This window comes from Serratia sp. HNCC26DJ244 (assembly GCF_057180565.1).
Genome location: NZ_JBXUGO010000002.1, coordinates 245,826 through 265,600 on the forward strand (window position 1 = coordinate 245,826; position 19,775 = coordinate 265,600).

Sequence of the window (19,775 nt, forward strand, 5' to 3'; positions counted from 1 at the left end):
ACAATGAAACAGCTGATACTGGCTAAGCATAGGATATCCATACCACGATGACGACTCAGGTTTCTGCAACATCTTTACTGCCACTGTCAGCGGAACAGTTGACGCGCCTTCAGGGGACGATTAGTGAATACTCACCAACACAGTTGGCGTGGTTGTCCGGTTATTTATGGGGCTTGGTGAATCCGCAAGCGCAGAGTGCGGCTCATGTGCCAGTGGCAGCTGAAGCCGCCAGTATCACCGTGATCTCTGCCTCGCAAACCGGTAACGCACGCCGGCTGGCGGAGCAACTGCGTGACGACCTATTGGCAGCCAAGCTGAACGTCACTTTGGTGAATGCCGGTGATTATAAGTTCAAACAGATTACTCAGGAACGGCTGTTGGTGATCGTAGCCTCGACTCAAGGGGAGGGCGACCCTGCAGAAGAAGCGGTGGCACTACATAAATACCTGCATTCAAAAAAAGCGCCCAAGTTGCTTGAAACGGCCTTTGCGGTATTTGGTCTGGGGGATAGTTCTTATGAGAATTTCTGCCAGTCTGGTAAAGATTTTGATGGCAAACTGGCGGAACTGGGTGCAGAACGCTTGCTAGATCGCATTGATGCTGATGTGGACTATCAGCAACAGGCCGTCGCTTGGCGTCAACAGATTGTGACCATCCTGCAGGCTCGTGCTACAGCGGGAACGCTGGTTCCTGTTACGCCGCTCGGTGATGCGCGCATTCAACCCACCACTTCCCCCTATGATAAACAACACCCATTGACGGCAGAATTGCTGCTGAATCAAAAAATTACCGGGCGCGGTTCGAGTAAGGATGTTCGCCATATCGAAATTGATCTGGGTAGTTCCGGCTTGTGTTACCAGCCGGGGGATGCGCTGGGTGTCTGGTTTGATAACGATCCCGCGCTGGTGGAGGAACTACTGCAACTGTTGTGGCTGAGTGGCGATGAGTTGCTGGCGGTAGAAGGGAAAACTCAATCACTGCGCGATGCTTTGTTGCACCATTTTGAACTGACACAGAACACCGCACCGATTGTGGAAAAGTACGCCGCGCTGTCGCGAGATGAGCGGTTGATAGGCTTGCTGGCGGATAAACCCAGTTTGCAACACTACGCACATTCTACGCCGATCGTCGATATGGTTCGTCAGGCTCCTGTCGATCTGGCAGCGGAGCAATTGGTTGGTTTACTGCGTCCACTGGCACCGCGTTTGTATTCTATCGCCTCCTCACAAGCAGAAAATGAAAGCGAAGTGCATATTACCGTCGGGGTGGTGCGCTATGAGGTGGATGGTCGTGCCCGTGCGGGTGGTGCCTCTAGTTTTTTGGCGGATCGCCTGGAAGAGGAAGCAGAACTGCGGGTGTTCATTGAGCATAACGACAATTTCCGCCTGCCCGCAGATCCACAAATACCGATGATCATGATTGGCGCGGGTACCGGTATCGCGCCATTTCGCGCTTTTATGCAGCAGCGCGAAGCGGTGGGTGCCAAAGGGGATAACTGGTTGTTCTTTGGTAATCCCCATTTTACCGAAGACTTTTTATATCAAGTTGAATGGCAGCGCTATGTGAAAGAAGGGCTGTTAACCCGAATTGATCTGGCCTGGTCCCGTGATCAAGCGCATAAGGTTTATGTGCAGGACAAATTGCGTCAACAGGGGGCTGAAGTTTGGCGTTGGATCCAGCAAGGGGCACATCTTTATGTGTGTGGCGATGCTAACCATATGGCGAAAGACGTTGAAGAGACCTTGGTAGAACTGGTGGCCGAACACGGTGGGATGGATACCGAGCAGGCAGATGAATTTTTAAGTGAGCTGCGCCAAGAGCGCCGTTATCAGCGGGATGTGTACTGATGAATGATAAACACGTTGGGCCTGTACAGGTAACAGGCAAATTGGTTGATGCCGAACGCATGAAGAAAGAGAGTAATTTCCTCCGTGGCACCATTAGCGATGATTTAACTGATGGCCTGACGGGCGGCTTCTCTGGCGATAACTTTTTATTGATCCGTTTCCACGGCATGTATCAGCAAGATGATCGAGACATCCGCGCTGAACGTGCCGAACAAAAACTGGAACCACGCCACGCCATGATGCTGCGTTGCCGCTTACCTGGGGGCATTATCACGCCACAGCAATGGTTAGGTATCGACAAGTTTGCACAGGAAAATACACTGTATGGCAGCATTCGCCTGACCAACCGCCAGACATTCCAGTTTCACGGCATTTTAAAAGGTGACCTGAAATCTGCTCACCAGTTGCTCAATCGCTTAGGGTTGGACTCGCTGGCGACAGCTAACGATGTTAACCGCAATGTGCTCTGCACTTCCAACCCTGTGGAATCTGAGTTGCATCAGCAAGCTTATCAATGGGCGAAGAAAATTTCTGAACATCTGTTACCGCGAACTCGTGCTTATGCCGAAGTGTGGTTAGATAAAGAAAAGATCGCCACCACCGATGAAGAGCCAATCCTCGGTGACACTTATTTGCCACGCAAGTTTAAAACCACCGTGGTGATCCCACCGCAAAACGACGTTGATCTCCATGCCAACGACATGAACTTTGTGGCGATCGCCGAAAATGGCAAGCTGGTGGGCTTTAACCTGCTGGTGGGTGGGGGTTTGTCTATCGATCATGGCAATAAAAATACCTTTGCCCGGACGGCGAGTGAGTTTGGTTATATCCCGTTGGATTATACGCTGGCGGTAGCGGAAGCGGTGGTGACGACCCAGCGCGACTGGGGGAACCGCACCGATCGTAAAAATGCCAAAACCAAATACACACTGGAGCGTGTTGGTGTTGATGCTTTTCGCGCTGAAGTAGAGAAACGGGCAGGCATCACCTTTGAGCCGGTGCGCCCATACCATTTTACTGGGCGTGGTGATCGCATCGGTTGGGTAAAGGGGATCGATAATCAGTGGCATCTGACGTTATTTATCGAAAATGGCCGTTTGCTGGATTATCCCGGCCGCCCACTAAAAACCGGGATGGCCGAGATTGCCAAAGTTCATCAAGGTGACTTCCGCTTGACCGCCAACCAGAATTTAATCGTGGCGGGTGTAAAAGAGGAGCAAAAGGCGCAGATCGAATCGTTGGCGCGTAAATATGGCCTGCTCGACGACGACATCAGTGAGCAACGCAAGAATTCGATGGCTTGTGTTTCTTATCCCACCTGTCCACTGGCGATGGCCGAGGCGGAACGCTTCTTGCCGGAATTTATCACCAAAGTGGAGAGCATCATGCAGCAGCATGAGGTAGGGGATGAGCATATTGTATTGCGTGTTACCGGTTGCCCAAATGGCTGTGCCCGAGCACTGTTGGCGGAGATTGGCCTGGTGGGTAAAGCCCTTGGTCGTTATAACCTCCACCTAGGGGGGAACCGTGAAGGAACGCGCATTCCGCGCATGTACCGCGAGAACATTAATGAAAATGATATCCTGCAAGAGATTGATGACTTGGTAGGTCGTTGGGCACGAGAGCGCACGCTAGGGGAAGGTTTTGGTGACTTCACGGTGCGAAGCGGTATTGTGCGGCCAGTCGTCGATCCTGCGCGGGATTTCTGGGATTAACTTGGGTGATTGTACTCATTTAGGTGAGAGTACACTGCGGTTTGGGCTAAATAACCGAGCCTGATGCTGGTGGGTATGATGCGGAACGCTGACACGCCGTGAACCCCTCCCTGGGGGCTCGTATCGCGCGTCCATGCGCTCCACGGTCAGCTAACCTGCATCATAACCACCTGTAACACGATTAGGCGTAACTATTTGTACCCAAAATAATTCGAGTTGCTTGTAGGCGGCCAGCGATGGAATTCCCAGGAGCATAGCTGACTATGTGACTGGGGTGACAGACAAATCCGCCAGGAGCGGATTTGAACGCTGCTTGCAGCGGCCCCGATACGGGCGAGCCTCAGGGATGAGGCGAGTAAATGCAGCTAACACCCAAGCAGCTTGAAGGATGAAGGGTAGAGTGATGGTCTCTGGAGGTATGCAACATGGTTCAATTCAATTTAGCGGCGTTAAATGCCCAACCAAAATCTGGGCAGGCATTGTCACTGGCGGTCGTCAATGGCCAGTTGGAACAGATGTCTGCACAGCAGCGGGTGGCGTGGGCGTTAGAGCATTTGCCCGGTGAATTTGTGCTCACCTCCAGTTTCGGTATTCAAGCGGCGGTGTGCTTGCATCTGGTCACTCGCATTAAGCCGGATATTCCGGTGATCCTAACCGATACCGGCTATCTGTTTCCGGAAACCTATCAGTTTATCGACCAACTGACTGACCAGTTGCAACTGAACTTGCAGGTATACCGAGCTGAACAGTCGCCCGCCTGGCAAGAGGCGCGTTACGGCAAACTGTGGGAGCAGGGGGTGAGCGGGATTGAACAATATAATCAGCTTAACAAAGTGGAACCCATGGACCGCGCGCTAAAAACACTGGGGGTACAGACTTGGTTTGCTGGTTTGCGCCGTGAACAATCAGATAGCCGCGCCAATCTACCCGTATTGGCGGTACAGCGCGGGGTATTTAAATTCCTGCCGATTATCGATTGGAATAACCGCCAGATTTATCACTATCTGACCGAACATGGCTTGAATTACCACCCGCTATGGGAACAGGGCTACCTTTCCGTGGGCGACACCCACACCACCCGTAAATGGGAAGCGGGCATGAGTGAAGAAGAAACCCGGTTCTTTGGCCTGAAACGCGAATGTGGGCTACATGAGGGATAAATGGAGCGGGAGTCCCCTGATATAGGCAAGTGAGATTGGGGGGAACCTCCTTAATTCTATTCTTTTTTCTATTAGCTCAGACTTGGCCTGATAGTTTTCTCGGGTGGCAGATAATCGAGTGTGGCAGTTGGCTTTGAGCGAAGCGGACATTACTGCCTGCTTGAAGGGTCGTACTCCCAGTGTGATTCATCGCTATAAATCGTACCATCGTCATCCATTACTCGGGCGTTGAGGTGCTTCGCAATTTGCAACATTTTTCTATACAGATTTGTGTCAGGCCACTTGGTGTAAATGTTTCCTGCACTCCAGTCAAGCCATGGCTCATCATAGTGTGATGGCCCTGACCAGAGTGCATTATAATCGCCGTTTTTAGCATTTATACTGAGTTCATCATCGCTATTGATGTAAGCAAGCCATTCATCATGTGTTATTTGGGCTTCGTCATTATCTGCCCAAAACTCAGCTCTTGTGATGTGAAACTCAACGCCCATAGTATCCTCTAAACACAATTTTAGATTGTGATTTTGCCCAATTGATCACAGTTATAACTTGCGCCCATACATTAACATATTGACCTATTAGTAACACCTTCGTTTTAGTGGACAGTATTTGCAAATTCGAAGGTCGTATCGTCAGTTTCTCGTTCATAGCTGTCACAGGGCCGCTATGAGCGAGGAGAGGAAATTAACATATCTGTTAAAGTGGTCAAATTTAGCTATCCATTACATTTACCTCTTTGGTATACTTCATAGTCTATTCTCCGGCAGACTATTCAATGTCGAGAATAATGAAATGGGTTAATAGCTACGGCAAGGTGAGAAGACCGGATGTTTACCAATAATATAGTAATCAGTATGATTTTTGATAATATTCCAACTTCATTATAATCGATAAAATTCGATGTCAGAATGTAGCATGCAACATTCATTTTATTGATAATTTAGCAATTTAGGATTGAAGAAGAGGCTTATCTGTATAAACCTCTTCCTATATTTATTATGATTTAGGCAAGTACTGTTTTAGTTTTTCAATAAATTGTTCGATCTCTGCAGAAGTGAGTTCTGTTAGCTCACGTTTGCATATACCTACTGCATCATCAAATCTCGAAGTTAAAGTTAACCAAATAGCTTTAAACCTTATAAAACTTCCGTATGTTTGAGATTTAGGTGAATCAGTTTTTTCAAGAATTCCAATAGCATACTCTAACTTATCAATTCTTCTATATTGTATAGCTAGATCACAGAGCGTTAAAACGGGATATTTTATATCAGGGAAATCCATGATCCCGTTTTCAATTAGGGTAAATGCTTCTTCAACTTTATTATCAAACCTAGCAAGTGCTTTAGCTTTAGCGGAGCAATAAATTTCCTGTGCGCGTTGGGCTTGATTCGATTTTAGTCGTTCAAGTATTTCCTCTACTAAGCCTGGTTCAATATGTGAATCATCTTTGTAAAAAAGGCAGTTTAAATAGTTATTAGCATTTATTGGATTATTTTTCTGCCTTTCATAAACATCCTTCGCCAATCCCAAAGCAAGTTCGTGCTCATCATTCTGTAAATACAACAAGACCAATTCACTTTTGGAACGGTAATCGTTTGGTCTTTGCCTTAAAACTCGCTTATAGCTCTCAATTGCTCGAGGACGTTGGCGTGTTATTCTAAAATAAAAACCATGCAGAAATGAACTTTCTGGTTCAGGAACATATCGTACTGCATTAAAAAACTCTCGATCATGCAGTCTTGCTAGAGACTGGCATTTCATAAATAATATGTGCTCTATAACATTTGAATGCATATATTGAGAATTTGAAAGAATCTGATCAGCTAATCTCACTGCTTCTTTATAGTTCGAAGATCCACCTTTTTCGTATAATGACCTTATTGTTTTTACAAAATACGAAGGAACTAATACTCGACTATCTATATCTTTACCGGCTTTTATAGCCTCCTGAATGGAAAAAATATAGTCCGATATGTCTCTATTATCGTCTGTATATTCCTCAATGAAGTTCTTAATATGCTTACTCAATACATCATCATATTCACTGGTAGTTCCAAACTTACTTCTTGATATGTAATCCTGTATTACTTGGTTTACTCTGATATAATCATTATTCACACCTAATTGATCACATACAGACATATTTATGAAGCTTTGTGTGATTGGATAAAACTCCACTTCATCTACTAATGAAAAAAGGAACTCATAGCTAATGAATTCAAACTTTGAAAGGAAATATAAAAAATCTAACTTACGCTGATCATGAGAAAAATTTTCAACTATTACCTTTGCCTTATCATCAGCATATTCTCTTATTAAATGCGAGTCTTTTTTTACTGAATAAAGATTCGTGTCCGATATACTATCCACGGCAAAAAGAACTTGTTCTGGATAACCTGAAAGAAGGTCTGAGAAAAAACGCAGATCTTCAGGAGATAAATCTAAACCTTTATATGTAGCATATCTTTTCAAAAGCCCTCGCCTTTCTTGAGTATTCAATTCAGGAATTTCTTCAAAGTAATACTCTGGATTTCCATAAGAAAATGTTTTATTACCTCTAAACTTAGATGCTATACAGAAAGTCAAGTGCCCATAATGTTTAATATGATCTGTAACCCTTACAAACCAACTTACAATTGTACTATCAGGTTGAACTATGGCTCCTTTATCTTCAATTAGGATTCGTTCCTTTTCTTCTATAATTCCTTCTATGAGCTTTACCGCAATATTAACTTTATCGCTTATTGAGGTGGTCATTAAATCATGAATTTTACCAATATCGTATAATCCAAGATCGTCTATTTTTAAGATAAAGTCTTCTATGCTATCTGAAGACTCGATTTGTATTACAGGAAATTCATAAGACTCTCTTATAGCATTAGATTTTATAAGAGCATTCTTCATAAAAGATTTACGGCCAATTGAATCCAAGCCCGAAGCAATAAAAACTACTGGAGGTGATTTATCAAAGTCATCAAAACGTTGCTCAACATTAGTCATTTTATCATTCCTACCCACAAATATTTTTTGTCTTTCTTTCAATGCAGGATGAGTTTTAAATGCAATCTCTCGTAGTCGAGCATTAACTTTTCTAATTGCAACGTTAGGCTTCCGAATTGGCTGAATATTAAAACCTTCCTTCATCCAGGATGGAATCCTTGGATCTGTAAAAGTTATTTTGTCATCTATTATAATTGGATAAATACGTTGTAGATGACCATCCTCTACCTTTTTCTTTGCCAAACGAATTTCTTCTTTCACCCAATCAGACTCTAATGCAGAATCAGAAAGAAATAAAACAAAAAGAGATGTATCATCTAGCCCCTTTAATATTTCCTCTGATGGGGACATGCCTTTTTCAAAAGTCTGCTCATCGAAAATTCTAGTTTCATTTCGAAGCCCTGAAGCAACAACTCGTACATAGTCCTTGTCTTTTGAACTATGTGAAAGAAAACATTTTATCATTTGAATTCCTTTTTTTCATTTTAGGGATTAATTGCCATATTTGTACTTTGCATCTTGCGAGAGTAGGCGAAAAACTGTGTAACTTTCCAATATAATTCTGACACATACAGAAAAAAAATTTGTGAATATTGATCTTTATCACATTTTGTCTGTTTCTTTGTTACACACTTAATGTGAGCTTTTATCTCGACGTACGGGTTTAGATTCTCGTTTAGTTGCCAAAAACAGACTGAAGCAACTGTAACTTAGAGTGTGTACAGTTAAGAATCCCCTCTGGCGGTAATGGCGGGCGACCATTTTTGACAACTCAATCCCATCACCAACTGACTTACCTGTTCCCGGTGATTAACACATTGTGATATCAGCAATGTCCGCTCCTGGCCCTTAGCATCCAACCAAAGATACCGCTGATCCGCTAAGAACGTGAAGCAGGCATCCTTCTGACTCAACCGATTTACCATTAGCGCGGTTCTTGATTTATATTCAGCGCGGCACACAGCTGCCTGCCAGATTAGCTATCGCTCTGTGCTGTAACAGTATCAGCACAGAGCTGATATAACCCTATTTCACCTTCTTACCCTGAACCCCCGCTGCTGGCCGCGCTTGTGCTAGCTGTTTAATCAGAGGCAGCAGGATCTGCACGCTGTCGTGGCTGCGTTTCTCAATCCGCCCTGGGAGATGGGTTTCCAGATATTGCAAATTATCATATTGCAGACGATGCCAGGTGACCCCTTGTGGGAAGCTTGGGCTGATGGCCCGCTGCTGATAGCCATCTTTTGCCCCCAGTAACCAGTTAGTGGCTTCTACGGATAGGAAAGGAATTTTTGCCTGGTCAAACAGTTCTTTATTGGGATCATGCTCTTTTTGACTGTTTTTGCCGTCAGGAACCAGAGCGGCGTCAATGCCGTAGCGGTGGGCAAGGTTTAGTGCCTGATCACGGGATTGCTTAATGATATCCGGTTGGGTGTTATCACCGGATTGGAAATAGAGACGATCCCCGGTAATCAACTTGTCGAGGTTAATCACCAGCAAGGTATTTTCACGCTCTTCCTGCGACATCCGTTGCAGGTAGTTTTTGGTCCCCAACAAATGGAGCTCATCCCCACTGGTCGCGATAAAACGTAGGCTGTAAGTGGTGGGGATATCTTTAAGTCTGTGAGCCAGCTCAAGCATCACACCGACGCCAGAGGCATTGTCGTCCACACCCTGTAACGTCAGCCCCCCCAGATTATTATCCACGTCATCATCACTGACCGGGGTATAAGTATCAAAGTGCGTCATGATAATGATCTGCTTGGGCTGATCACCGTTTTTGGCCGCAATGACCGAGGTAAAGGTAATTTTATGCCAGTTTTCACTGCGGTTTTTGTTGGTATAAAGATAACGGTCGTCAACGGTGCGGGTATCAGCTGGGTAGCCCATCTCTGTAAACTGTTGTTTTAGATAATCTGCCGCAAGCATTTCGGCGGGGCTGCCAGCCATTCGACCAGGAAAGTAGGTAGCGATATAACGTATCTGGCTAGCGGCAAACTGACCCAGCGGCACTTCTTTGTGGGCTTTATCAGGGGCCGCATACAGGTTGGCACTACCGCTGAAAGCGGCTAACAACAGCCCGGTTCTCAGGCATAAGCGGAAAAACATACCGAAAAATCCTTCTGTAACAGAGGTGGAGCCAATATATTTGCAAGTTCAGTATGGGACGTGATGGCGAATTACACAATTTATGTGTTTATTAATTTTGTGGCCAATGTGCAAGTTGCGCTGTTACTCATCCTAGGGTTATTCAATTTACAACTCACCGTTACTCATTTAAATAAATTTGCCGGTATATTCCATTATGGAACTACTCATACTTATTAGTCATTTCATCGAGCAAATCTCACTCCGTATAGTCACACTATCTTTTTGTTATAGGCAAAGGCCACTGTGGACTATTTACCTCTATTTGCTGATCTCAAACAACGTCCGGTGTTGGTGGTGGGGGGCGGTGCGGTCGCTGCGCGTAAAGTGGAGCAGCTTCAACGTGCCGGTGCGGTAATCCATGTGGTTGCCCAGGAGCTGTCTGCCGAACTTAAGCAACTTTATCAGCAAGGGCTGATTTATTGGCTGGGGCAGGCTTTTACCCCCTCGCAATTGGATGGGGTGTTTCTGGTAATTGCCGCCACCGATGACAATGCACTCAATGCCGAAGTCTTTGCCGAAGCAGACAAACGTTGTGTGTTGGCCAATGTGGTTGATGACCAACCCCGTTGCTCCTTTATCTTTCCATCAATTATTGATCGTTCTCCGCTTATGGTGGCCATCTCTTCGGGTGGTCAGGCCCCCGTCTTAGCCCGCATGCTACGGGAAAAATTAGAGGCATTACTGCCTGCCAGCTTGGGGCGCGTGGCTCAATTGGCGGGGAAATTACGTGGTAAAGTAAAACAGCAAGTCGCCTCTTTTAGTCACCGACGCCGGTTTTGGGAAAAGCTGTTTAATGGCCGTTTTGTTTCGCTGGTGGCTCAGGGCCGGGTTGTGCAAGCTGAGCAGCAATTGGAGCAGGAGCTAAGCGCCTTTGTGCAGGGGAGTGAACAAGAGCAAGGGGAAATAGCCTTAGTGGGGGCTGGGCCCGGTGATGTGGGCTTGTTGACCTTACGTGGTTTACAGGTGATGCAACTGGCAGATGTGGTGCTTTATGATCACCTGGTGAGCCAAGAGGTACTGGATTTGGTTCGTCGTGATGCGGAACGTATCTGTGTCGGTAAACGTGCTGGTGCGCACTCGGCTTCTCAGGACGAGATTAATCGTTTGCTGGTTACGCTGGCGCAACAAGGGAAACGCGTGGTGCGTTTGAAGGGGGGCGATCCTTTCCTGTTTGGCCGTGGTGGGGAAGAGCTGCAAGTTGCTGCGGCTGCTGGTATTCCTTTCCAGGTGGTGCCCGGGGTGACTGCCGCAGTGGGGGCGACGGCTTATGCCGGTATTCCACTCACTCATCGTGATTACGCACAAAGCGTGACCTTTATTACCGGTCATTGCCGTGCGGATGAAAATAGCCTGGATTGGGTAGCGTTAGCGCGGGCCCATCAAACCTTGGCGATTTATATGGGCACCCTGAAAGCCGCCGATATCAGCCGTAACTTGATCACTCATGGCCGTGGTGCTGATACCCCAGTGGCGGTGATTAGCCGCGGGACACGCCGAGATCAGCAGGTACAGACTGGTACCTTGCAGCAACTGGAGCAATTGGCTCAACAGGCACCCCTACCGGCGTTATTGGTGATTGGTGAAGTGGTGGAATTACATCATCAGATCGCCTGGTTTGGACATCAAGCGGCGCAGGCGGACTTTTTCACACTGCAGCCAGAAGACCCCAACGTCAACTCAAACCACCGGTCAGATTATGTTGATGTGGTCAATTCTTCCAAAGAGCTGGCATAACGGCAGGGATTAATCGGGTTTATACACTAAATAATTCGTGTTGCAGGAAGGCGGCGACGCAGAGAATCCCCAGGAGCTTACACGAGTAAGTGACTGGGGTGAGCGAGGAAAGCCAACACACATGCAACTTGAAGTATGACGAGTATAGGCAGTAAGGCAATCTATTTAAGGAGCGGTTATGGACCCAAAACGACTCACTCATTTGCGGCAATTGGAGGCGGAAAGTATCCATATCATCCGTGAGGTTGCTGCTGAATTCGCCAATCCGGTGATGCTCTACTCCATCGGCAAAGACTCTTCGGTGATGCTGCACTTGGCACGTAAGGCATTCTATCCTGGTTCGTTACCATTTCCGTTGCTGCATGTGGATACCGGTTGGAAGTTTCGCGAAATGTATCAATTCCGCGATCGTACTGCCAAACAGTACGGTTTTGAGCTATTAGTGCATAAAAACCCCGATGGTGTAGCGATGGGAATCAGCCCCTTTGCTCATGGTAGTGCTAAACATACCGATATCATGAAAACCGAAGGCCTGAAGCAAGCGCTGAACAAATATGGCTTTGATGCTGCCTTTGGTGGGGCGCGCCGTGACGAAGAAAAATCCCGAGCTAAAGAGCGGATCTACTCTTTTCGTGATCGTTTTCATCGTTGGGACCCGAAAAATCAACGCCCTGAGTTATGGCATAACTATAACGGTCAGATAAACCAGGGTGAGAGTATCCGGGTGTTCCCGTTATCAAACTGGACAGAACTCGATATCTGGCAATACATCTTCCTGGAAAAGATCGAGATCGTGCCGCTTTATCTGGCGAAACCGCGCCCGGTGATTGAGCGTGATGGCATGTTATTAATGGTGGATGACGATCGCGTCGACATACAGCCGGGTGAAGTGATCAGCCAGCGGATGGTGCGTTTCCGTACCTTGGGGTGTTGGCCATTAACCGGGGCGGTGGACTCCTCGGCACAGACCCTGCCGGAAATCATTGAGGAAATGCTGCTTTCTACTACCAGCGAACGACAGGGGCGTATGATCGATCGTGACCAGTCCGGTTCGATGGAGTTGAAAAAGCGTCAAGGCTATTTTTGAGGAACCGCCGGATGAATAATCATGTGATTGCACAACAAATTGCACAACAGGGTGGAGTAGAAGCCTATCTGTATGCTCAACAAGATAAAAGCTTGCTGCGTTTCCTGACTTGCGGCAGTGTCGACGACGGCAAAAGCACCCTGATTGGTCGTTTGCTGCACGATACCCGCCAAATCTACGAAGATCAGCTCTCAGTACTGCATACTGACAGTAAACGTATTGGGACTCAGGGCGAAAAACTCGATCTGGCCTTACTGGTTGATGGCCTGCAGGCAGAACGAGAACAAGGCATCACCATCGACGTCGCTTATCGTTATTTCTCTACCGAACAACGTAAGTTTATTATTGCCGATACACCGGGGCACGAGCAGTACACCCGCAATATGGCTACCGGTGCCTCCACCTGTGATTTGGCTATCCTGCTGATTGATGCGCGCAAAGGCGTGCTTGATCAGACGCGACGCCACAGTTTTATTGCTACTTTGCTCGGCATCCGGCATTTGGTGGTGGCGGTGAACAAGATGGATCTGGTGGATTACAGTGAGGCGATCTTTGAACAGTTTAAACAGGATTATCTGACTTTCGCGCAACGCTTACCTGATGATCTGGATATTAAATTTGTGCCGCTGTCAGCGTTGGATGGTGACAATGTCGCCACACCGAGCGCACGGATGCCTTGGTACTCAGGCCCAACCCTGTTGGCGCTCCTGGAAAGCGTTGATGTGGTGAGTGACCGTGAGAATCAACCGTTGCGTTTCCCGGTGCAATACGTCAACCGCCCTAATCTCGATTTCCGTGGTTATGCGGGCACGCTGTCAGCCGGTGTGGTGCATGTGGGGCAGCGTATTAAGGTGCTGCCTTCAGGGGTTGAGTCAACCGTGGCACGTATCGTGACATTTGATGGCGACCTGCAACAGGCGATACCCGGTGAAGCGATTACGCTGGTACTGGAAAACGAGATAGACATTAGCCGTGGCGACCTGCTGGTGGATGCGAGTGAAACATTACAGCCGGTGCAAAGTGCGTTGGTGGATGTGGTGTGGATGGTGGAGCAGGCTTTACAGGCGGGTCAACGCTTTAATGTCAAAATAGCGGGTAAGAAGACCTGTGCCCGTGTTGAGAGTATTCACCATCAGGTGGACATTAACTCCTTGGTACATCATCAGGTTGATGCATTACCGCTCAATGGTATTGGGCTGGTGGAACTCACCTTTGATGAACCGTTGCTATTGGATAGCTATCAGCAGAATCATGATACTGGCAGCTTGATCTTCATTGACCGCTTGAGCAACGTCACGGTGGGGGCCGGATTGGTGCGCCAAGCGTTACACCAGGCTAAGTCAGTCGTGACGGGGGAGTTCAGTGCCTTTGAGTTGGAATTGAACGCTTTGGTACGCAAGCATTTTCCTCACTGGGGGGCACGTGACCTGCTTAAGGGGAGCTCACATGGTTGAAGGGCCAAGAGCAGCCACCGGGCGTGATGATGAGAATATCGTGTGGCATTCACATGCCGTCACACGCACTCAACGTGAAAGCAGTCATGGTCACCAAGGGCTGGTTATATGGTTTACCGGCCTGTCAGGTTCCGGCAAATCGACCATCGCAGGGTTACTGGAGCAAGCGCTACATCAATTGGGGGTACGTACCTATCTGTTGGATGGCGATAATGTGCGCCATGGTTTGTGCAGTGATCTGGGTTTTTCTGACCAGGATCGGCGCGAGAATATCCGTCGGGTGGGTGAGGTTGCCAAACTGATGGTGGATGCTGGCTTGGTGGTCTTAACGGCGTTTATTTCCCCGCATCGAGCCGAACGAGAGATGGTGCGCCATATGCTGGATGAGGGGCGTTTCATTGAGGTATTTGTCGATACGCCGTTGGCAATTTGTGAGGCACGTGACCCAAAAGGCTTGTATAAAAAAGCACGCTCGGGGCAACTGCGAAATTTCACCGGTATTGATGCGATGTATGAGGTACCAGAACGACCTGAGGTGCATCTGGATGGCAAACAATTAGTTACAAATTTGACTGAGCAATTATTAGACGTATTACGCCGTCAGGCTATTATCAGATCTTAAGTTTAAAAAGGGCATGGTGTTTTTTGCCATGCGTCTTTAGACGTTTATTCAAGCTGTAGCTATATATTCAGCTGGGTAGTGATGGATATCGCAGATAAATAACTTGGGAAGCGTATGCAAAATGTCACGCCGATGTCGATATTGATAGCGGCACAACAGGAGCAAGAAGAGCCCGCTTATTTTTTTCTGGGGGGCATCAGTGGATTTGTTTTCTACTGGTTGGCTTTTGCTGTGCCTTTTATGGTCTATGGTGCTAACACACTGTTCTTGTTGCTCTATACATGGCCGTTTTTTCTTTCCTTAATGCCGCTTTCCGTCCTACTGGGTATCGCTTTCAGTATCCTGTTACGGGGGCATGTGGTCTTCACGCTATTATTGACGGGGATCGTAGTGCTAGGGCTATTTTGGTGGGTCTTTAGCTTGTTGAGTGGCTGGTAAGAGAAAGGGCGCTTAGTGCGCGCCCCTGAGATGACAGCGTAGTGTTAAAGATTACAAAACCTTGCTTAAAAATGCTTGAGTCCGTGCATTGGTCGGGTTGCCAAAAATATGCTGCGGTGAACCCTCTTCCTGAATAATTCCCTGGTCGATAAACAGTACACGGTCAGCAACCTCACGGGCAAAACCCATCTCATGAGTCACCACGACCATGGTCATGCCTTCATGGGCCAAAGATTTCATTACGGCTAATACCTCGCCGACTAACTCAGGATCGAGAGCGGAGGTGGGTTCATCGAACAGCATGATTTTCGGTTCCATCGCTAAGGCGCGAGCAATGGCGACACGCTGTTGTTGTCCGCCAGAGAGGCTACTGGGGTAGGCATCAATTTTATCCAGCAGACCCACCTTACGCAGCAGCACTTCAGCCCGTTCTATTGCTTGTTCACGGGACAGCTTTTTCACTTCCATGGGCGCCATAATGATATTTTCCAACACCGTCATATGAGGGAACAGATTAAAACGTTGGAATACCATGCCGACACTTTCACGCATTTTGTTCAGGTTGGTTTTATGGCTGTGAATGGCAAAACCATTCACATCGATCTCACCACCTGAGAGCGTGTCCAGTGCATTAATGCAGCGCAGAAAGGTGCTTTTACCTGAGCCTGAAGGGCCGATAATACACACCACTTCATTGGGCGCGATCTCACAGGAGATACCGCGCAGCACATGGCTTTCGCCAAATTGTTTTTGCAGGTTATGTACGCGAATCACTTTTACCGAACCTTTTTTCCATGTGTTGCACCATTAATGACAGCAGAAAGGTGATGACCCAATAAATCAGTGAAATGGTCAGGTAGGGCTCCCAGTAGGTTGCGTAGGCACCAGAAACGGTGCGTGCCGCATAAGCCAGGTCCGCCAAACCAATGGCGGAAGCCAGAGAGGAGTCCTTCACAATGGCAATCGCGTTGTTACCCAATGGGGGGAGCATACGGCGGAATGCCTGCGGCAGGATGACTTTGCGCATGGTTTTACCATAGCTCATTCCCAGGGAGCGGGAAGCCTCCATCTGACCGCGATCAATTGACTGAATACCGGCACGGAAGATTTCAGAAACATATGCGCCAGCATTGAGCGTGATTGCCACCACGCACGAGAGGAAAGCACCATACTCGGAACGTAACATACGGGCGAAGTCGGCGCTCATCAGGCCACTGTTGATCAGTAAGCCATCACGCGGGTTAATAAATAGCGGTACCAGTGCGAAGTGAACCACCATAATCTGCACAAACAGCGGTGTACCGCGAAAAGCGCTGATATAAATACGTACCGGCCATTGAACGCAATAATGCAGGACGGGTTTCCAGATACCATGTGACGCCTGAGCTAAACGGCCCAACCCCAACAGCAGACCCCAGGTGGTACCTAGCAGCACACAGATAATGGTGCATTTGATGGTCATCCAGGCACCTTCCATAAATAATGGTGCGTATTCCTGAATGATCTCCCAACGGAAATTCAAGGTGACGTCCTTTTTAAAAAATATTCTGATTATACTCGTCATACTTCAAGTTGCATGTGTGTTGGCTTTCCTCGCTCACCCCAGTCACTTACCCGTGTAAGCTCCTGGGGATTCTCTGCGTTGCCGCCTTCCTGCAACTCGAATTATTTAGTGTATAGGGTATGTCGTGCTTGCGGGACGATACCGACTATCAATCAGGTTGCAGCGGCTTGAATGATTGTCGGCATAATTACAGCTGATAACCTAAGGTCGCTTATTCAGCAGGTAAAGTGGGTACATTACCGTCGAACCAGGTCTGGTAAATTTTTGCATAGGAACCATCAGCGATAATTTTCTTCAACCCGCTGTTGATCTTGTTGCGTAACTCATCATTGCCTTTAGCGACAGCGATACCAAAATACTGGCGCTCGAATTTGGCATCAGAGACCAGTTTGAACTCTTTTTCTGGGTGGGTTTTTATGTAGAACTTGGCAACGCCCACGTCGCCAACTGCAGCACCAATGCCGTCTTCATACAGCTCTTGCAACATCAGTGGTGTGTTATCGAAACGCTTGATAGCGGTGCTGTTCTTGCCCAAGGTATCGGAAACCACAATGTCAGCGGTGCTGGAGTTAACGACGCCAACTTTGAGTGTTTTCAGTGCCGCGATGGAGTCGACGGTAGAACCTTTTGGCACTACGATAGCCTGCTCTGCCGGGAAGTAGGGGAGGGAAAAATCCACCATTTGTTTACGTTTATCCGTGATGGTAATACCAGAAATGATCATATCGCGATCACCGGAGTTTAATGTGGCAAAGATCCCTTCCCACGGTGTATTGACCAGCTTCACCTGAAACCCTTCCACCTTGGCGATGGCTTTGATGATATCAATATCAAAGCCTTCTAACTGCTTTTTGCTGTTTTCGAATTCGAATGGGCGGTAAGTCCCCCCTGAGCCGACCACATAGGTTGGTTCAGTCGCCGCATAGGAGGAAACAGAAAAGGTCGCCGCCAGGCAAGCGCCAATCAGAACTAAACGTTTTAACATGAGTCATCCCCGATAATGAGTAGTAAAATTATCTATACCCATCGCCAATGAAACTGCAGGGGTGTTGACTACGCTCATTCGCCCTAGTCACATAGTTGACTATGCTCCCAGGGACTCACTCCCTTGTCGCCTACCTGCAAACTTCATTGAACTTGGGTATATCTGTTGCTATGCAAGTGATGGAAGAGAGCTTTGCGTCGCCAACTGACTTAGCTGAGCAAGTAGTTAGTCTTCCCTTTCTCTCTTACCTGCCTTGAAGCAATGTGGCTATAGATTGCATTTTTTATGCACTTTAGATGCATAAAAATACGCTCACCTGAATAAAAACACAACCCCTGGTGGTGGTTAAACGGAGGCCGGGTTACTTAAAATGCGCGGTGACCAGCATTACTCAACTCAAGAGTGTTGATTGCCCCCGCCTCTACGTGGGGGAAAAGCCGCTCTCGATGTGGAGTCAAACCAAAAGTTGTGCGATGATTAGTCGGTTTTTTAGGGGGCAGAGATGGGAAAACTTACGCTGCTATTGCTGGCATTACTCGGCTGGTTACAGTACTCGCTGTGGCTGGGGAAGAATGGTGTGCACGATTATGTGCGGCTCAAGGAAGACGTCACTGCTCAGCAAAGCAACAATGCTAAATTAAAAGCGCGTAATGATCAATTGTTTGCCGAGATCGCCGATTTGAATGGCGGTCAGGAAGCAATCGAGGAGCGTGCGCGTAATGAACTGGGTATGATCAAGCCTGGTGAGACTTTCTATCGTCTGATCTCAGAGCCCGCTAAGCGTAGTGCGGTATCTTCCACGCCAAATAACCCACAAAAATAACAGTAAATGAATCCTTTTTCAGACCCTTTTTCTCCGGTAATTGCCATTTTACCCGCCGCCGGGATCGGCAGCCGTATGCAAGCCGATTGCCCGAAACAGTATTTAACCATTGGTCATCAGACGATTCTTGAGCACGCCATCCAGGCTTTGTTACGCCATCGGCGAATTAGCCAGGTGATTGTGGTTATCAGCCCCGAAGACCATCAATTTCAAACATTGCCGATTGCCCAGGATCCCCGCGTACAGGTTACCTTGGGGGGCCGACTGCGTGCAGATTCGGTCATGGCTGGGTTACAATTGGCGGGTAATACGCGATGGGTGCTGGTGCATGATGCTGCTCGCCCTTGTCTGCATGCTGATGACCTGGAACGACTGTTGGCGATCACCGAACACAGCCAGGTCGGTGGCATTCTGGCTACCCCGGTGCGTGATACCATGAAACGTGCCGTGGTGGGGCAACCGGCCATCGCACATACCGTTGAACGTCAGGATTTATGGCACGCGCTGACCCCGCAGTTATTCCCACTGGAATTACTCAAACTCTGCCTGCAACGTGCACTGGATGAGGGAGTGGAGGTCACCGATGAAGCATCAGCGATGGAGCATAGTGGTTACCACCCCTTGCTGGTGGCCGGGCGTTCAGACAATATTAAAGTCACGCGACCAGAAGATTTAGCATTGGCCGCATTCTATTTGACACAGTTGAACAACTAAGGAGCGCATGATGCGTATCGGTCACGGTTTTGATGTACATAAATTTGGCGGTGAAGGGCCGTTGGTGATCGGTGGTGTTCGCATTCCTTTTACTCAGGGGCTGTTGGCTCACTCCGATGGTGATGTCGCGCTGCATGCGGTGACCGATGCCCTATTAGGTGCCGTCGCATTGGGTGATATTGGCAAGTTGTTCCCGGATACGGATCCTCAATTTAAAGGGGCCGATAGCCGCGAGTTGTTGCGAGAAGCTTGGCGGCGCGTCTGTGCCAAAGGGTATCGCCTGGGAAATCTGGATGTCACGATCATTGCTCAGGCTCCCAAGATGGCACCACATATTCCGCAGATGCGTGTCTTTCTGGCGGAAGATCTGCAATGTCATATGGATGACGTTAATGTGAAAGCGACCACCACCGAGCAACTGGGTTTTACTGGGCGTGGTGAAGGTATTGCCTGTGAGGCGGTTGTCTTGTTGGTCAAGGAATAG

17 protein-coding genes are annotated in these 19,775 nt (G+C 47.9%); 11 read left to right on the plus strand and 6 right to left on the minus strand.

All coding sequences use genetic code 11. From position 1 onward, the window contains the following. Positions 1-47 precede the first annotated feature (47 nt). The 3 genes from cysJ to AC2A06_RS02690 all read left to right on the plus strand — a co-directional run bounded on the left by cysJ (position 48) and on the right by AC2A06_RS02690 (position 4,722). On the plus strand, positions 48-1,847 hold the full coding sequence (gene cysJ, locus AC2A06_RS02680) for an NADPH-dependent assimilatory sulfite reductase flavoprotein subunit (protein WP_484379265.1): 1,800 nt from the start codon (positions 48-50) through the stop codon (positions 1,845-1,847). Continuing rightward, positions 1,847-3,562 (plus strand): assimilatory sulfite reductase (NADPH) hemoprotein subunit, encoded by a 1,716-nt coding sequence (gene cysI, locus AC2A06_RS02685; protein WP_484379266.1) that lies wholly within the window; start codon positions 1,847-1,849, stop codon positions 3,560-3,562. The genes cysJ and cysI overlap by 1 nt, the downstream gene beginning before the upstream one ends. Before the next feature lie 425 nt (positions 3,563-3,987). Continuing rightward, on the plus strand, positions 3,988-4,722 hold the full coding sequence (locus AC2A06_RS02690; protein WP_484379267.1) for a phosphoadenylyl-sulfate reductase: 735 nt from the start codon (positions 3,988-3,990) through the stop codon (positions 4,720-4,722). A 149-nt stretch (positions 4,723-4,871) separates the two neighbouring features. On the opposite strand, the gene AC2A06_RS02695 is transcribed toward AC2A06_RS02690, so the two are convergent. From AC2A06_RS02695 to AC2A06_RS02705, 3 genes are all read right to left on the minus strand, one after another. Beyond that, positions 4,872-5,213, minus strand: a complete 342-nt coding sequence (locus AC2A06_RS02695) for a hypothetical protein (protein ID WP_484379268.1) — start codon at positions 5,211-5,213, stop codon at positions 4,872-4,874. A gap of 505 nt (positions 5,214-5,718) precedes the next feature. After that, positions 5,719-8,187, minus strand: a complete 2,469-nt coding sequence (locus tag AC2A06_RS02700) for a TIR domain-containing protein (RefSeq protein ID WP_484379269.1) — start codon at positions 8,185-8,187, stop codon at positions 5,719-5,721. 561 nt (positions 8,188-8,748) lie between these two features. Continuing rightward, positions 8,749-9,828 (minus strand): aminopeptidase, encoded by a 1,080-nt coding sequence (locus tag AC2A06_RS02705; protein WP_484379270.1) that lies wholly within the window; start codon positions 9,826-9,828, stop codon positions 8,749-8,751. 285 nt (positions 9,829-10,113) lie between these two features. On the opposite strand from AC2A06_RS02705, the gene cysG reads away from it, so the two are divergent. From cysG to AC2A06_RS02730, 5 genes are all read left to right on the plus strand, one after another. Next, a complete protein-coding gene (gene cysG / locus AC2A06_RS02710) occupies positions 10,114-11,604 on the plus strand; it encodes a siroheme synthase CysG (protein ID WP_484379271.1) in 1,491 nt (496 codons plus the stop codon). A 178-nt stretch (positions 11,605-11,782) separates the two neighbouring features. Further along, entirely contained in the window at positions 11,783-12,691 is a 909-nt protein-coding gene (cysD, locus tag AC2A06_RS02715) for a sulfate adenylyltransferase subunit CysD (protein WP_484379272.1), read from the plus strand. An 11-nt stretch (positions 12,692-12,702) separates the two neighbouring features. Next, positions 12,703-14,145, plus strand: coding sequence for a sulfate adenylyltransferase subunit CysN (cysN, locus tag AC2A06_RS02720; RefSeq protein ID WP_484379273.1), 1,443 nt, complete (start codon positions 12,703-12,705; stop codon positions 14,143-14,145). After that, the gene (gene cysC, locus AC2A06_RS02725) at positions 14,138-14,767 is read left to right on the plus strand and encodes an adenylyl-sulfate kinase (RefSeq protein WP_473195989.1); all 630 of its coding nucleotides are present in this window, start codon (positions 14,138-14,140) and stop codon (positions 14,765-14,767) included. The genes cysN and cysC overlap by 8 nt, the downstream gene beginning before the upstream one ends. Before the next feature lie 114 nt (positions 14,768-14,881). Then, the gene (locus tag AC2A06_RS02730; RefSeq protein ID WP_037385925.1) at positions 14,882-15,205 is read left to right on the plus strand and encodes a DUF3561 family protein; all 324 of its coding nucleotides are present in this window, start codon (positions 14,882-14,884) and stop codon (positions 15,203-15,205) included. 51 nt (positions 15,206-15,256) lie between these two features. Here the strand turns inward: AC2A06_RS02730 and AC2A06_RS02735 are convergent, their stop codons facing one another. The 3 genes from AC2A06_RS02735 to AC2A06_RS02745 all read right to left on the minus strand — a co-directional run bounded on the left by AC2A06_RS02735 (position 15,257) and on the right by AC2A06_RS02745 (position 17,754). Next, positions 15,257-15,979, minus strand: coding sequence for an amino acid ABC transporter ATP-binding protein (locus tag AC2A06_RS02735; RefSeq protein ID WP_023490931.1), 723 nt, complete (start codon positions 15,977-15,979; stop codon positions 15,257-15,259). Then, the gene (locus AC2A06_RS02740; protein WP_473198042.1) at positions 15,963-16,682 is read right to left on the minus strand and encodes an amino acid ABC transporter permease; all 720 of its coding nucleotides are present in this window, start codon (positions 16,680-16,682) and stop codon (positions 15,963-15,965) included. Before AC2A06_RS02740 ends, AC2A06_RS02735 begins: the two co-directional genes overlap by 17 nt. Positions 16,683-16,980: 298 nt before the next feature. After that, positions 16,981-17,754 (minus strand): basic amino acid ABC transporter substrate-binding protein, encoded by a 774-nt coding sequence (locus AC2A06_RS02745; RefSeq protein ID WP_473195988.1) that lies wholly within the window; start codon positions 17,752-17,754, stop codon positions 16,981-16,983. Between the two features lie 502 nt (positions 17,755-18,256). Between AC2A06_RS02745 and ftsB the strand changes: the two genes are divergently transcribed. Genes ftsB through ispF form a run of 3 tightly spaced genes read left to right on the plus strand, consistent with a single transcriptional unit; the run spans position 18,257 to position 19,775 of the window. Continuing rightward, a complete protein-coding gene (ftsB, locus tag AC2A06_RS02750; RefSeq protein ID WP_023490925.1) occupies positions 18,257-18,577 on the plus strand; it encodes a cell division protein FtsB in 321 nt (106 codons plus the stop codon). A gap of 6 nt (positions 18,578-18,583) precedes the next feature. After that, positions 18,584-19,291: a 2-C-methyl-D-erythritol 4-phosphate cytidylyltransferase gene (ispD, locus tag AC2A06_RS02755; RefSeq protein ID WP_037385926.1), complete on the plus strand. Its 708-nt coding sequence runs from the start codon at positions 18,584-18,586 to the stop codon at positions 19,289-19,291. A gap of 10 nt (positions 19,292-19,301) precedes the next feature. Next, positions 19,302-19,775, plus strand: coding sequence for a 2-C-methyl-D-erythritol 2,4-cyclodiphosphate synthase (gene ispF / locus AC2A06_RS02760; protein ID WP_023490922.1), 474 nt, complete (start codon positions 19,302-19,304; stop codon positions 19,773-19,775).

What these genes read in the sequence shown, in the direction of transcription:
- cysJ (WP_484379265.1), top strand. Translation starts at nt 48, where the DNA reads ATGACGACTCAGGTTTCTGCAACATCTTTACTGCCACTGTCAGCGGAA.
- cysI (WP_484379266.1), top strand. Translation starts at nt 1,847, where the DNA reads ATGAATGATAAACACGTTGGGCCTGTACAGGTAACAGGCAAATTGGTT.
- AC2A06_RS02690 (WP_484379267.1), top strand. Translation starts at nt 3,988, where the DNA reads ATGGTTCAATTCAATTTAGCGGCGTTAAATGCCCAACCAAAATCTGGG.
- AC2A06_RS02695 (WP_484379268.1), bottom strand. Translation starts at nt 5,213, where the DNA reads ATGGGCGTTGAGTTTCACATCACAAGAGCTGAGTTTTGGGCAGATAAT.
- AC2A06_RS02700 (WP_484379269.1), bottom strand. Translation starts at nt 8,187, where the DNA reads ATGATAAAATGTTTTCTTTCACATAGTTCAAAAGACAAGGACTATGTA.
- AC2A06_RS02705 (WP_484379270.1), bottom strand. Translation starts at nt 9,828, where the DNA reads ATGTTTTTCCGCTTATGCCTGAGAACCGGGCTGTTGTTAGCCGCTTTC.
- cysD (WP_484379272.1), top strand. Translation starts at nt 11,783, where the DNA reads ATGGACCCAAAACGACTCACTCATTTGCGGCAATTGGAGGCGGAAAGT.
- cysN (WP_484379273.1), top strand. Translation starts at nt 12,703, where the DNA reads ATGAATAATCATGTGATTGCACAACAAATTGCACAACAGGGTGGAGTA.
- cysC (WP_473195989.1), top strand. Translation starts at nt 14,138, where the DNA reads ATGGTTGAAGGGCCAAGAGCAGCCACCGGGCGTGATGATGAGAATATC.
- AC2A06_RS02730 (WP_037385925.1), top strand. Translation starts at nt 14,882, where the DNA reads ATGCAAAATGTCACGCCGATGTCGATATTGATAGCGGCACAACAGGAG.
- AC2A06_RS02740 (WP_473198042.1), bottom strand. Translation starts at nt 16,682, where the DNA reads ATGGAAGGTGCCTGGATGACCATCAAATGCACCATTATCTGTGTGCTG.
- AC2A06_RS02745 (WP_473195988.1), bottom strand. Translation starts at nt 17,754, where the DNA reads ATGTTAAAACGTTTAGTTCTGATTGGCGCTTGCCTGGCGGCGACCTTT.
- ftsB (WP_023490925.1), top strand. Translation starts at nt 18,257, where the DNA reads ATGGGAAAACTTACGCTGCTATTGCTGGCATTACTCGGCTGGTTACAG.
- ispD (WP_037385926.1), top strand. Translation starts at nt 18,584, where the DNA reads ATGAATCCTTTTTCAGACCCTTTTTCTCCGGTAATTGCCATTTTACCC.
- ispF (WP_023490922.1), top strand. Translation starts at nt 19,302, where the DNA reads ATGCGTATCGGTCACGGTTTTGATGTACATAAATTTGGCGGTGAAGGG.